The following is a 13751-nucleotide window of genomic DNA, read 5'->3' as shown; positions in this document are numbered from 1 at the left end:
TGCAACTACATTTTTATCAGGCAGGCGTTACTCATGGTCAAACTCACTCGCTTTGAAAGTGCCGAATGCCCGGTGGCGCGCTCGCTGGAGGCGATTGGCGATGGCTGGGCGCTGTTGATCATTCGCGATGCGTTCGACGGCATCCGCCGTTTTGGCGAGTTTCAGCGCAGCCTGGGCATGGCCAAGAATATTCTTTCGGCACGCTTGCGCAGCCTGGTTGGCCACGGGATTTTCGAGATTGTCCCGGCCTCGGATGGCAGTGCTTATCAGGAGTATGTGTTGACGGAAAAGGGCAGGGGGCTGTTTGCCGTGATCATTGGGTTGCGGCAATGGGGCGAAGGGTTTTTCTACGCCGAGGGCGAGGCCCATTCGGTGCTGTTGGACCGTGAGCACGGGCAGCCGCTGCAGGCTTTGCACGTGCAGGCGGCAGATGGCCGGGTGCTTGGGCCGCTGGACTGCGTGCGAGTGGCGGCGCAGTCCGAGGCTGAGGGTTAACGGCGCTTATTGGGGCAGGGTCAGCGCAGTACGTTGACCATGTCCGCCACGGTGCTCAGCACGTCCTTGCCCAGTTGCCGGGAGCGTTTGCCGGACCAGCCGGTGCGTGGATCGGGCGCATCGTCGTTGTCCTTGAACGGCATTTCCAGGGTCAGGGACAGGCAATCGAATTTCTCGCCCACGCTGTTGCACGCCAAGGTCATATTGGCCTGGCCCGGCAAGTCGCGGGTGTAGCCATGGGTGGTCTGGAAGTCGCGGGTCAGTTCGCTCAAGTGGCTGCGAAAGTGTTTTTCCAGGGCCTCGATACGCGGGGTATAGCCGGGGTTGCCTTCACACCCTGCGGTGAACACATAGGGGATTTCTTCGTCGCCGTGGATATCCAGGAACAGGTCGACGCCGTATTTTTCCATTTGCTGCTGGACGAACAGCACTTCCGGGCTCTGTTCCTGGCTTGCGCTTTGCCAGGCGCGATTGAGGTCCTGGCCCATGGCGTTGGTGCGCAAGTGACCGTGGAACGCGCCATCCGGGTTCATGTTCGGCACCAGGTACAGGTCGGCGGATGCCAGGAGTTTTTTCAGTTCAGCATCACCTTCCTGTTGCAGGCGCTCGATGATGCCTTCCATAAACCACTCGGCCATATGCTCGCCCGGGTGCTGCTGCGCAATGATCCACACTTTGCGCTGCCCGGCGTCACCCTTGCCACGGCGTAGCAGGGGAATATCACGGCCTTCGACACTCTTGCCGGTGGCCAGCAATTGCGTACCGGCGCGGTTCAGTGCCTGCTCGATCAACCAGGCGTGACGCTCGCGACTGTAGGGTTCGAAGTAGGCGAGCCAGGCGTGTTTTTGCTCGGCCTGCAGTTCGATGTGCAAGGTTTCGCCATCAAAGCGCGTCGGCACCCGGAACCAATTGACGTGGTCGTAGGACGCCACGGCGTTGTAACCGCTCCAGGCATGTTTGTAGGAGGACTGGCCGGCGTTGCTCAGGCGAAAGGTATGGGTATGACCAATGTGCATGCCTTCGGCCTTGAAGTGGAACCATTGGAAGTGCTGGCTGCGGGTATCAGGTTTGATCGCCAGCAGTAACTGATGGGCATCGCTGGTGTCGAGCACCTGGATATTGCCACTGTCGAAGTCGGTGCTGATTTTGATGGAGGTCAAGGCCACGGTCATAGTCTGATTGCCTGAATATGAGAGTTGTGGCGGGCAGTTTACACAGACGCGGGGTAAAGTCTGGACGCAAATTATTGCGAAAAGGGAGGGGGCGTCATCCTTGACGCAGCCGCAGCTTAGAGTCTATGAGATTGATTCTCAAGTGCTATCTTGGAAAGAAGCGGGCCAGAGCGCTTGATCGGCTTTCTTTCGGTGATTGTCTTTTGCTACCATGCGCGCCATCGAGCAACACACAGTCTTCATTAGCCTGAAGCCACGCCAGAATAACTGGCAAAAAAAAGACCCGGCCAAAGAGCCGGGTCAAAAACCGTGATTAGCCTGATGAGGAGATATTCCAAGAGTCCGACCTAAGGTCTCTTGGCCTATCGACTGATCTCGCGACCAGCTGCTTGCAATAATAATCATTATCATTTGCAAGTCAAATGTTTTTATCCGTCTGATAGAAATATTTTTCCTTCTGTTCCTGCACGCCTATCTGGCTATGAGGCTTTGCCGCCTGCCAGTTGCAGTGGACGCTCCAGCATGGCCTTGGCCATATCAATCAAATACACCACTGAAAACGCCAGGTCTCGGGTGCCCCCCAGCTTGTTGTTCGCCAATTCATACGCGATGGCGGCGGCGCTGCGCAGCAGGTCCGAGGCATGCACCAGGGCTTCTTCGCTGCTGACATGGGGGTTGGCCTCGAAAAAGGCCACATCGTCCACTGGCTCCGTGTCCTCTTTCAAGTAGTAGTCCAGTGCGCGTCGGGCGGCTTCGCTGCCCTGCAAGAACTTTATTTCATCGTCATCAGGTGTGCCAGGCAGGTGATCCAGGGTAGTGGTCATGAGGTCGGTGCTCTGGGTGGGAAGGTGAACAGGTGGGGTTGATAATAATACGATCTGTATTTATGTCATTTGATTGATTACTACAAACTGTTTATTGTCGCCCTGAATTCATCCGGTATTGTGTGGCCCATGGATAAATGGATAGCGTTGGTCAAAGCCAACATGAAGGCCCGCAAGGTCACGCAGCATCAACTGGCCGCACGCTTGGGCATGTCCCAGGGCGGCATTGGCCACTGGCTGGGCAAGCGCCGGGTGCCCAGCCTCGCCGATATGAACCGGGTGCTCGAAGAGCTGGGCCTGGGCTATCTGGAGACGGTGCTGGTGATCCGCGAAAAAAGCGACGCCCCGGCGAACGACGACGCCGCGTCGGTCACTCAATACAATCCGTATTTTCGTTACCCTGTGACCGACTGGAAACACCCCTGCCAGGTGCACGAACAGCGGCCAGCCTATGGCGCCACGCGTTTTGAGGCGAGCGATTACGAGGCCGACGGCGAGGCGTTCTGGCTCCAGGTGAGCGGCGATGCGATGACCGCGCCCAGCGGGCCGAGTATTGCCGAAGGGATGATGATCCTGGTAGACCCGGCCCGCGAAGCCGAGCCCGGTACATTGGTGGTGGCCCAATGGGCCGGCAGCAGCCAGGCGACCTTTCGCAAGTTGATCGAGGAAAGCGGCCAGCGTTACCTGGTGCCGCTCAACCCGACCTACCCCAAAGCCCTGCTCACCGATGACTGCCGGATCATCGGCGTGGTGGTACAGGCCACGGTGAAGTTCTAGGCCTGGGCTTCCAGCTCCACCAAGGCGCTGCCTTCGCCGACCATTTCGCCTTCCTGGCAATACAGGGCCTTGATCACGCCTCCGTGGGGCGCGCGGATGCTGTGCTCCATCTTCATCGCTTCAAGCACCACCAGTTGCGCACCGGCCTCCACCGTCTGCCCGACTTCCACCAGCACCCGCACGATGCTGCCGTTCATGGGTGCGCTCAGGCCGCCCTGATGGGCTTGTCCGGCATCGACGGCGGCGATCGGGTCAAACAGCGTCACGCTGCGCATCTCACCTTGCCAGCGCAGGAACAGCGTCTGCCCATGGCGCACGGCCAAGTGCGAACGGCGGATGCCAGCATCCTCGATCAGCAATTGTTCGCCACGCAGTTGCGGCGCGGTGCTGGTTTGCAGTGTTACCAGGCGATCCTGGCCGTCACTGCTCAAATGCAGGGATGTTTCGGCAGGCAGGCCCGCACGAAAGCCCAGGGTTGCAGCCCACGGCGAGGCAGGATCGTCCTGCCGCAGCCGGGAGGGCTGGCTTTGCATGAAAGCATGACCGGCCGCCTGCCAGAACTCATCACTCAACGCACTGGCGGCAGGCAGCAGTTGCTCCTGATAACGCGGGATAAACCCGGTATCCAACTGCGCTGCGGCAAAGGCGGGATGGCCGATGATGCGCCGTAAGAAGCCCAGGTTGGTCTTCAAGCCACCGACCGCAAACTCATCGAGCATGCTCAACAGGCGCAGGCGCGCCTGTTCGCGGTCCTCGCCCCAGGCAATCAGTTTTCCAAGCATCGGGTCGTAGAAGGGGGAGACGTCGTCCCCTTGCGCGACGCCACTGTCCACCCGCCGTCCCGGGCCAGGCGCCGATTCGCGGTACAGCGCTAGATGCCCGGTGGCCGGCAGAAAGTCATTGGCCGGGTCTTCGGCATACAGCCGCACTTCAATCGCGTGGCCGCGCAACGGCACCTGCTCCTGGGTCATGGGCAGCGGCTCGCCTTGCGCCACGCGAATCTGCCAGGCCACCAGGTCCAGGCCGGTGATGGCCTCGGTCACCGGGTGTTCTACCTGCAAGCGAGTGTTCATTTCCATAAAGAAAAACTCACCGCGCGCATCCAGCAGAAACTCCACGGTGCCGGCGCCCACATAGCCAATCGCCTGGGCGGCACGCACCGCTGCCTCGCCCATGGCCTGGCGCAGGGCAGGGCTGAGGCCGGGTGCCGGTGCTTCTTCGACGACCTTTTGATGGCGACGCTGGATCGAGCAGTCGCGTTCATTGAGGTACAGGCAATGGCCGTGCTGGTCGGCAAACACCTGGATCTCCACGTGGCGGGGCTTGATCAGGTACTTTTCCACCAGCATCTGCGCATTGCCAAACGACGACAGCGCCTCGCGCTGGGCCGAGGCCAGGGCTTCGGCCAGTTGGCTTTCGTCCTCGACCACTTTCATGCCCTTGCCGCCGCCGCCCGCCGTGGCCTTGAGCAGCACCGGGTAGCCAATGCGCGCGGCGGCCTGGCGGAAGGTTTCCAGATCCTGGCCGGCACCGTGGTAACCCGGCACCAGCGGTACGCCAGCGGTTTCCATCAATGCCTTGGCCGCCGACTTGCTGCCCATGGCATCAATGGCCGAGGCGGGCGGGCCAAGGAAAATCAGCCCGGCCTCTTCAATCGCTCGGGCAAAGCGCGGGTTTTCGGAAAGAAAACCATAGCCTGGATGAATCGCCTGGGCGCCGCTGGCCTTGGCCGCGGCGATCAGTTTGTCGATCTGCAGGTAGCTGTCGGCGGCCTTGCTGCCGCCCAGGTCCACCCGGATATCGGCTTCTCGGCTGTGGCGCGCATCGCGGTCCGTGGCGCTGTGCACGGCAACGGTGGTCATGCCCAGTGCCTTGGCCGTGCGCATGACCCGACAGGCGATTTCGCCCCGGTTGGCCACCAGTACGCAGGTAATCAACGGTGCACTCATGAACGTGGCTCCTGGGACTGCCAACTGGGCGCACGCTTTTGCAAAAATGCGCGCAAGCCTTCCTGGCCCTCGGCGCTGACGCGGATGCGCGAGATGGCGTTTTCGCAGTAACGGCGCAACGCTGGAGTCAGGGCGCCATTACCCACTTCGCGCAACAAATCCTTGCTGGCGCGCATGGCGGCCGGGCTGTTGAGCAGCAGGTTGGCGATCCATTGCTCGACGTGCTGATCCAGCGCATCCAGCGGGTAGCTTTGCGCCAATAGCCCGATGGCCTGGGCCTGCTGACCGTCGAAGCGTTCTGCGGTCAGGGCATAGCGGCGTGCCGCGCGCTCGCCAATCGCCTGCACCACAAACGGGCTGATGACCGCCGGCGCGAGGCCGATGCGTACTTCCGACAGGCAGAACTGCGCATCATCGGCGCCAATGGCCATATCGCAGCAACTGATCAGGCCCAGGGCGCCGCCGTAGGCCGCGCCCTGGACCACCGCCAGTGTCGGGATCTTCAGCTTGGCCAGGTTGTACATCAACTCCGCCAATTCGCGGGCGTCGTCGAGGTTGGTGTGGTAATCCAGTTCGGCCGACTGTTGCATCCAGGCCAGGTCCGCGCCGGCGCTGAAATGCTTGCCGCGCCCGCGCACGACCAGAAAACGCAGCGCGGCATCGGCCTGGACCTGGTCCAGGGCAATGATCAGCTCGCGGATCATTTCAGCGTTGAACGCGTTGTTCTTCTCTTCCCGGCTCAACCACAGCGTGGCAAAGCCACGGGGGTCGTTGACCAGCTCAACAGTGTTGAAATCGCTCATGGGTGCAGCTCCAATTACATGCGGAACACGCCGAAGCGGCTCGGCTCGATGGGGGCATTCAGCGCGGCGGACAAGGCCAGGGCCAGCACGTCACGGGTCTGCAAGGGGTCGATGACGCCGTCATCCCACAGGCGGGCGCTGGAGTAGTAAGGGTGGCCCTGGGTTTCGTACTGGTCGAGGATCGGCTGCTTGATCTGCGCTTCGTCCTCGGCGCTGAACGCCTGGCCACTGCGCTCGGCCTGTTCGCGCTTGACCTGCACCAGCACGCCGGCGGCCTGTTCGGCGCCCATCACGCCAATGCGGGCGTTGGGCCACATCCACAAAAAGCGCGGGTCGTAGGCGCGCCCGCACATCCCATAGTTACCGGCACCAAAGCTGCCGCCGATGATCACTGTGAATTTCGGCACCTTGGCGCAGGCCACGGCCGTGACCAGCTTGGCGCCGTGCTTGGCGATGCCGCCGGCTTCGTATTTCTGCCCGACCATAAAGCCGGTGATGTTCTGCAAGAACAGCAGGGGAATCCCGCGCTGGCAGGCCAACTCGATAAAGTGCGCGCCTTTTTGCGCCGCTTCGGCGAAGAGGATCCCATTGTTGGCGAGGATCGCGATGGGGTAGCCATGCAAATGGGCAAAGCCGCAGACCAGCGTGGTGCCGAACAACGCCTTGAATTCATCGAAGACCGAGCCGTCCACCAGTCGCGCAATCACTTCGCGTACATCGAACGGTTGCTTGGCGTCGGCCGGGATCACCCCATACAGCTCTTCGCTGGCATACAACGGCGCGACCGGCGTGCGCTGTTGCAACTGCCCCTGTTTGCGCCAGTTGAGGTTGGCGATGCTGCGACGGGCCAGGGCCAGGGCATGTTCGTCGCTGTCGGCGTAATGGTCGGCCACCCCGGAGATCTTGCAGTGCACATCGGCACCGCCAAGGTCTTCGGCGCTGACCACTTCACCGGTGGCGGCCTTCACCAGTGGAGGCCCGGCGAGGAAGATGGTGGCCTGCTGGCGCACCATGATCGCTTCATCGGCCATCGCCGGCACATAAGCGCCACCCGCCGTGCAGGAGCCCATCACCACGGCAATCTGCGGAATGCCCTGGGCGCTCATATTGGCTTGGTTGAAAAAAATCCGCCCAAAGTGCTCGCGGTCGGGGAACACCTCGTCCTGGCGCGGCAGGTTGGCGCCGCCGGAGTCCACCAGGTAAATGCAGGGCAGGCGGTTCTGTTCGGCGATGGTCTGGGCGCGCAGGTGTTTTTTCACGGTCAGCGGGTAGTAGGAACCGCCTTTTACCGTGGCATCGTTGGCGACGATCATGCATTCGACGCCTTCGACCCGGCCGATCCCGGCGATCACGCCCGCGGCCGGTACCTCTTCACCGTAAACCTGATACGCCGCCAGTTGGCTGAGTTCGAGGAACGCCGAGCCCGGGTCGAGCAGGCGGTTGATACGCTCGCGCGGCAGCAGCTTGCCACGGGAGGTATGACGCTCCTGGGCCTTGCTGCCGCCGCCTTGCTGGACCTGGGCGAGCAGGGTGTGCAAGGCATCGACCTGTTTGAGCATCGCCGCGCTGTTGCTGGCGAATTCCGCCGAACGCGGGTTGAGTTGGGTGTGCAGGGTGGCCATGGTGCACTCCCTCAGCGGGTTTCGTTAAACAGTTCGCGACCAATCAACATGCGTCGGATCTCACTGGTGCCCGCGCCGATTTCATACAGCTTGGCATCACGTAACAGACGGCCTGCGGGGAATTCATTGATGTAGCCATTGCCGCCGAGAATCTGGATCGCATCGAGGGCCATCTGTGTTGCGCGTTCGGCGCTGTACAGAATCACCCCGGCGGCGTCCTTGCGCGTGGTCTCGCCGCGCTCGCAGGCCTGGGCCACCGCATAGAGGTAGGCGCGGCTGGCGTTGAGCTGGGTGTACATGTCGGCAACTTTGCCCTGGATCAGCTGGAATTCGCCGATGCTCTGGCCGAACTGCTTACGGTCGTGGATGTAGGGGACGATCAGGTCCATGCAGGCCTGCATGATCCCGGTAGGGCCGCCGGAGAGCACCACACGCTCGTAGTCCAGGCCGCTCATCAGCACTTTGACCCCGCCATTGAGCACGCCGAGGATGTTTTCTTCGGGCACTTCGACGTCATCGAAAAACAGCTCGCAGGTGTTGGAGCCGCGCATGCCCAGCTTGTCGAACTTGTTGCTGCGGCTGAAACCCTTGGCGTCGCGCTCGACAATAAACGCGGTAATACCGTGGGCGCCTTTTTCCAGGTCGGTCTTGGCGTAGATCACATAGGTGTGGGCATCGGGACCGTTGGTGATCCAGGTCTTGCTGCCGTTGAGCACATACACGCGGCCGCGTTTGTCGGCGCGCAGCTTCATCGACACCACATCAGAGCCCGCATTCGGCTCGCTCATGGCCAGGGCGCCAATGTGTTCGCCGCTGATCAGCTTGGGCAGGTACTTGAGTTTCTGTTCATGAGTGCCGTTGCGGTTGATCTGGTTGACGCACAGGTTGGAGTGCGCCCCGTAGGACAACGCCACCGAGGCCGAGCCGCGGCTGATTTCTTCCATGGCCACCACGTGGGCCAGGTAACCCAGACCGGCACCGCCGTATTCTTCCGGCACGGTGATGCCCAGCAGGCCCATGTCACCGAACTTGCGCCACATATCCACGGGGAACAGGTTGTCGATATCAATCTGCGCTGCCCGTGGCGCCAGCTCCTTGGCCACGAAGGCCTGCACCTGGTCGCGCAGCATGTCGATGGTTTCACCGAGGGCGAAATTCAGGGTCGGGTAACTCATGGAGGGGCACCTATAAACATTATTGTTGTGGGGCTGGCGACGCCATTGGGCGATCACCTTTACGTTAACGTAAACTTGCGTTGCATGACTGTCAATCGTAGCTTACGTTAACGTCAAGCTCGCGCCTGACCGGCGCACCGTCCACCTACAAAAAAGACAATAGGGGTCGTCATGGATCAACCGAATCAGAGCTACAGCCGTGGCCCACAGGACAAGGCCTTGCTGGCCATGACCATCGGCCAGGCATTTGACCGCACGGTGGCGCAGTACCCGGAGGGCGAGGCCCTGGTGGTGCGCCATCAGCAGCTGCGCTACACCTGGCGGCAGCTGGCCGGAGCCGTGGACCTGCATGCACGCGGGCTGCTGGCGCTGGGGTTGCAGGCCGGGGATCGCCTCGGCATCTGGGCGCCGAACTGTGCCGAGTGGTGCATCAGCCAGGTGGCCAGCGCCAAGCTCGGGGTGATTCTTGTCAACGTCAACCCGGCCTACCGCAGCAGCGAGCTGGAATACGTGCTCAAGCAGTCGGGTTGCCAGTGGTTGATCTGTGCCGGTTCGTTCAAGTCCTCCGACTACCACGGCATGCTGCAGGCGCTGGTGCCGGAACTGGCGGAGCAGGGCATTGGCCAGTTGCACTGTGATCTATTGCCGGAACTGCGCGGGGTGATCAGCCTGGATGCGCGACCGCCCTCGGGGTTCATGCCCTGGTCGCAATTGTCGGCCCTGGGGACGGGGACACCCCCGGAACAATTGCAGCACCGCGAGGCCAGCCTGCACTTCGATCAAGCCGTCAATATCCAGTACACCTCCGGCACCACGGGCTTCCCCAAGGGCGCCACCCTCAGTCACCACAACATCCTCAATAACGGTTACATGGTTGGCGAAAGCCTGGGCCTGACCGCGCAGGATCGCCTGGTGATCCCGGTGCCGCTCTATCATTGCTTTGGCATGGTCATGGGTAACCTGGGCTGCATCACCCATGGCACCACCATGATCTATCCCAATGACGGCTTCGACCCACTGCTGACCCTGACCGCCGTGGCCGAAGAGCGCGCCACCGGCCTGTACGGCGTACCCACGATGTTTATTGCGGTGCTCGATCATCCGCAACGCAGCACGTTCGATCTGTCGAGTCTGCGCACTGGGATCATGGCCGGCTCCACTTGCCCGATAGAGGTGATGCGCCGGGTCATCAGCGACTTGCATATGAGCGAGGTGCAGATTGCCTACGGCATGACCGAGACCAGTCCCGTTTCCCTGCAGACCGGCGCGGATGACGATCTGGAGCGGCGCGTGACCACGGTCGGGCGGACCCAGCCGCAACTGGAAAGCAAAATCATCGACGAGGCCGGTAACACCGTGCCGCGTGGGCAGATTGGCGAGTTGTGTACCCGAGGCTACAGCGTGATGCTCGGCTACTGGAACAACCCTGAAGGCACCCGCGAAGCCATCGACGACGCCGGCTGGATGCACACCGGCGACCTGGCGACCATGGATGAGCAGGGTTATGTGTGCATCGCCGGGCGCAACAAGGACATGATCATTCGCGGTGGCGAGAACGTGTACCCACGGGAGTTGGAGGAGTTCTTCTTCACCCACCCGGCGGTGGCGGATGTACAGATCATCGGCATTCCCGATGAGCGTTATGGCGAAGAGATCGTGGCCTGGATCAAGTTTCACCCCGGGCACGTGGCCAACGAGCTGGAACTGCAAACCTGGTGCAAAGGGCGCATTGCACACTTCAAGACGCCGAAGCATTTCCGCTTTGTCGAAGAATTTCCGATGACTGTGACGGGGAAGATTCAGAAGTTTCGCATGCGTGAGATCACCATCGAGCAACTGCGTAGCGAAGACTGAGATCTGGCGCCGATCAAAAATGTGGGAGCGGGCTTGCCCGCGATGGCGGAGTGTCAGTCAACTATTCATCAGCTGACCCACCGCTATCGCGGGCAAGCCCGCTCCCACACAAGCCCGCTCTCACAGGGGATAGCAGGTGATTCACACAATTCATTTCACCCAGACAGCACAAAGGGGAGCCGAAGCTCCCCTTTAATTTGTTGTTACGTGCTCTTTTTTTATTATTGAGGGGCGGTCTATTGTTGTTTTTGGCAACCGTGGCCCTTTACCGCTGTTTTTGGCGACCCCCATCCGGGGTCAAGAGCAAACGTATTTTTTTGAGCGCTGACCTGCTTCTTCGCACGCGATCCAACCAGTGGGTAGCTACCTTGAGGTAGTTTTATTGTTCTCTGCCCGGTTGCGAGTGGCGGCTTGCGCCGTACCCTGCGAAGCACATCTTCTCCAAAAAAATCTGTTAGCTGCGTCTCTGCCGTGTTGTTTTTGTTATGTCAGAGTCGTTACGTCTTATTTTTATTAGGTTTGGTGCTTTTTATTCTTGTTATGCCATAGAGATAGCAGAAGCCGTGCCAACTTTTAAAAGTCCTTTAAAATCAATTGCTTGATTTTTTAGTAGGAAATTTACTTCAGAGAATGCGACAAAATATGTTCCCGTGTTACCCGATGTGTAGCCGCGAGGTAACACATCGGAGCAGGCGCGCTACTCAACGGGCGCTACGGGCCTTGGCCACGCGTGAGCCGGTGGGGCGGCCCAGGACCGTACAGATCTGCTGACCCGCCACAATCAACTTGTCCATGTCGATACCGGTTTCGATGCCCAGGCCGTCGAGCAGGTACAGCACGTCCTCGGTGGCCACGTTACCGCTGGCGCCCTTGGCATAGGGGCAGCCGCCAAGGCCCGCGATAGAGCTGTCGAACACCTGGATACCCTCCAGCAGGCTGGCGTAGACATTGGCGATGGCCTGGCCGTAGGTGTCATGGAAGTGTCCGGCGAGCTTTGCCCGTGGCACGTCCTTGCCCACTACCTCGAACATGCGCCGCGTAGCGCCTGCGGTGCCGGTGCCGATGGTGTCGCCCAGGGACACTTCATAGCAGCCCATGGAATACAGCTCGCGGGCCACCGCAGCGACTTGCTCCGGGGCGACCTGACCTTCATAGGGGCAACCCAAGACACAGGACACATAGCCGCGCACACTCACGCCGTGCTGTTGTGCCGCCGCCATGATGGGCGCAAAGCGCTCCAGGCTCTCGCTGATGGAGCAGTTGATATTGCGCTGGGAAAACGCCTCGGACGCCGCTGCAAATACTGCAACCTCCTTGACTCCGGCCGCCAGCGCGTCCTCGAAGCCCCGCAGGTTCGGCGCCAACGCGCCATAGATCACGCCCGGCTTGCGCTGGATCTGCGCAAACACTTCGGCCGAGCCGGCCATCTGCGGTACCCACTTGGGCGAGACAAAACTGCCGACTTCGATATAGCCCAGGCCCGCCGCGCTGAGGGCGTCGACCAGTTGCACCTTGTCGGCCACGCTGATGGGCTGGGCTTCGTTTTGCAGACCGTCGCGCGGGCCGACTTCGATCAGGCGCACCTGAGAGGGGAGAGACATGGGATCTACCTTTTTATTGGGGTTGGCCGACCTGGCTCTGGATCGTCTGTTCCAGGGCCTGGGTGCAACGTTCTTCGGCGGTGTCCAGTTCCAGTTTCATCTGCTCGATGTCCAGCAACTGCTGTTCCAACTGCTCACGGCGTTCGCTGATTTTTGCCAGCATGCTGTGCAATTGCTTTTGATTGCCGCTGCTGGGGTCGTAGAGTTCGATCAGTTCGCGGCATTCGGCCAGGGAAAAACCGATGCGCTTGCCCCGCAGGATCAGCTTCAGGCTGACTTTGTCCCGGGGCGAATAGATACGCTCCTGGCCCCGGCGCTCGGGGCGCAGCAGGCCCTGTTCTTCATAGAAACGAATGGCCCGGGTGGTGATGTCCAACTCGCGGGCCAGGTCGGAGATGCTGTAGGTCGTGCTCATGGTGGCGCTCAAGGAGGGTCTTGGCGCTACGCTAATGGCTGCTTGACGTAAACGTCAAGCAAATCACCGCCTACGCGTTATCCAGCTTCTTCTCACGCGCCGTAACCTGCTGGCACAACTCGATCATCTGCTCGCGCATCCAGCGGTTGGCCGGGTCCTGGTCGGTGCTTTCATGCCAGTACAAGTGGGTTTCCACCGGCGGCACATCATTGACCGGCAGGTTGAACGAGTGCAGCTCGTTACGCCGTGCAAAGCGCTCGGGCACGGTCATTACCATATCGGTCTGCTGCAACACCTGGGAAGCCATCAGGTAATGCTGGGAGCGCAGGGCGATCTTGCGCTGGATCCCCATTTTACCGAGGGCCAGGTCGACGTGGCCCAGGCCATTGCGCCGGCTGGAAATATGGATATGGGTCAGCGACAGGTAGTCATCGAGGCTGAACTTTTCCTTGCCCGCCATCGGGTGGCCCTTGCGCATGGCACACACGTAGCGGTCTTCCATCAGCTTGACGTGGCGCACTTGCGGGTCGGTGTTGAGCGGCGCGTCCACTGCGAAATCCAGGCGTCCGGCGGCCAGTTCCTTGGTGGTTTCCCGACGTTTGGACAGGAAACTCTCAATGATCACCGTGGGCGCCAGGCGGCGCAGGCGCTGGAACAGTGGCGGCAGGATCACCGCTTCAGTGAGGTCGGTCATGCTGATGCGGTAGGTCTTGGCCGCTTGCAATGGGTTGAAGATCCGGCTCTCTTGCACCGACACCCGCAGCAACGACAGGGCATTGCGCACCGGGCCAATGATGTTCTGGGCCATGGGGGTCGGCACCATGCCCTGGGCGGTCCGCACGAAGAGCGGGTCGTTGAAGGTCTCGCGCAGGCGTGCCAGGGCGTTGGATACGGCCGGCTGGGTGATGCCCACGATCTGTCCGGCACGGGTCAGGTTGGCTTCGGTGTAGATCGCGTCAAAGACGATGAAAAGATTGAGGTCGACCTTGCTCAGATTCATTTCGTTGCGCTCTTCTTGTTAGGTTTTCATACGCCGATCATATATCGGTGATGAATGTTAATAC

General features: G+C 60.8%; 12 protein-coding genes. 3 read left to right on the top strand and 9 right to left on the bottom strand.

Annotation, left to right across the window (positions count from 1 at the left end; translation table 11 throughout):
* The first annotated feature begins 33 nt into the window (after positions 1-33).
* The gene (locus HU773_RS16670; protein ID WP_057960045.1) at positions 34-495 is read left to right on the top strand and encodes a winged helix-turn-helix transcriptional regulator; all 462 of its coding nucleotides are present in this window, start codon (positions 34-36) and stop codon (positions 493-495) included.
* 20 nt (positions 496-515) lie between these two features.
* On the opposite strand, the gene HU773_RS16665 is transcribed toward HU773_RS16670, so the two are convergent.
* On the bottom strand, positions 516-1667 hold the full coding sequence (locus HU773_RS16665; RefSeq protein ID WP_120733500.1) for a M14 family metallopeptidase: 1152 nt from the start codon (positions 1665-1667) through the stop codon (positions 516-518).
* Between the two features lie 479 nt (positions 1668-2146).
* The gene (locus tag HU773_RS16660; protein ID WP_057960043.1) at positions 2147-2491 is read right to left on the bottom strand and encodes a DUF6124 family protein; all 345 of its coding nucleotides are present in this window, start codon (positions 2489-2491) and stop codon (positions 2147-2149) included.
* 129 nt (positions 2492-2620) lie between these two features.
* Between HU773_RS16660 and HU773_RS16655 the strand changes: the two genes are divergently transcribed.
* Complete coding sequence (locus HU773_RS16655; protein WP_057960078.1) at positions 2621-3268, top strand: LexA family transcriptional regulator; 648 nt, start codon at positions 2621-2623, stop codon at positions 3266-3268.
* On the opposite strand, the gene HU773_RS16650 is transcribed toward HU773_RS16655, so the two are convergent.
* Genes HU773_RS16650 through HU773_RS16635 form a run of 4 tightly spaced genes read right to left on the bottom strand, consistent with a single transcriptional unit; the run spans position 3265 to position 8817 of the window.
* Positions 3265-5217 carry an acetyl/propionyl/methylcrotonyl-CoA carboxylase subunit alpha gene (locus HU773_RS16650; protein WP_170060595.1) on the bottom strand — a complete coding sequence of 651 codons (1953 nt, stop codon included), beginning with the start codon at positions 5215-5217 and terminating at the stop codon, positions 3265-3267. The two genes, HU773_RS16655 and HU773_RS16650, sit on opposite strands and share 4 nt — an antisense overlap.
* The gene (locus HU773_RS16645) at positions 5214-6020 is read right to left on the bottom strand and encodes a gamma-carboxygeranoyl-CoA hydratase (RefSeq protein WP_120733498.1); all 807 of its coding nucleotides are present in this window, start codon (positions 6018-6020) and stop codon (positions 5214-5216) included. Before HU773_RS16645 ends, HU773_RS16650 begins: the two co-directional genes overlap by 4 nt.
* Positions 6021-6034: 14 nt before the next feature.
* Positions 6035-7642: a carboxyl transferase domain-containing protein gene (locus HU773_RS16640; protein WP_057960040.1), complete on the bottom strand. Its 1608-nt coding sequence runs from the start codon at positions 7640-7642 to the stop codon at positions 6035-6037.
* 11 nt (positions 7643-7653) lie between these two features.
* Complete coding sequence (locus tag HU773_RS16635) at positions 7654-8817, bottom strand: isovaleryl-CoA dehydrogenase (RefSeq protein WP_186625807.1); 1164 nt, start codon at positions 8815-8817, stop codon at positions 7654-7656.
* Positions 8818-8988: 171 nt separating this feature from the next.
* On the opposite strand from HU773_RS16635, the gene HU773_RS16630 reads away from it, so the two are divergent.
* Complete coding sequence (locus HU773_RS16630) at positions 8989-10671, top strand: AMP-binding protein (protein WP_115128492.1); 1683 nt, start codon at positions 8989-8991, stop codon at positions 10669-10671.
* Positions 10672-11372: 701 nt separating this feature from the next.
* Here HU773_RS16630 and HU773_RS16625 read toward each other — a convergent pair.
* From HU773_RS16625 to HU773_RS16615, 3 genes are all read right to left on the bottom strand, one after another.
* Positions 11373-12272 (bottom strand): hydroxymethylglutaryl-CoA lyase, encoded by a 900-nt coding sequence (locus HU773_RS16625; RefSeq protein WP_057441558.1) that lies wholly within the window; start codon positions 12270-12272, stop codon positions 11373-11375.
* Positions 12273-12285: 13 nt separating this feature from the next.
* Positions 12286-12687, bottom strand: a complete 402-nt coding sequence (locus tag HU773_RS16620) for a MerR family transcriptional regulator (RefSeq protein ID WP_057960037.1) — start codon at positions 12685-12687, stop codon at positions 12286-12288.
* Between the two features lie 70 nt (positions 12688-12757).
* The gene (locus HU773_RS16615) at positions 12758-13687 is read right to left on the bottom strand and encodes a LysR family transcriptional regulator (RefSeq protein ID WP_057960036.1); all 930 of its coding nucleotides are present in this window, start codon (positions 13685-13687) and stop codon (positions 12758-12760) included.
* Positions 13688-13751: the final 64 nt, after the last annotated feature.

This window comes from Pseudomonas shahriarae, assembly GCF_014268455.2.
Lineage (GTDB): Bacteria > Pseudomonadota > Gammaproteobacteria > Pseudomonadales > Pseudomonadaceae > Aquipseudomonas > Aquipseudomonas shahriarae.
The sequence above is the reverse complement of the archived record's forward strand: the minus strand, read 5'-3'. Positions and strand labels throughout refer to the sequence as shown.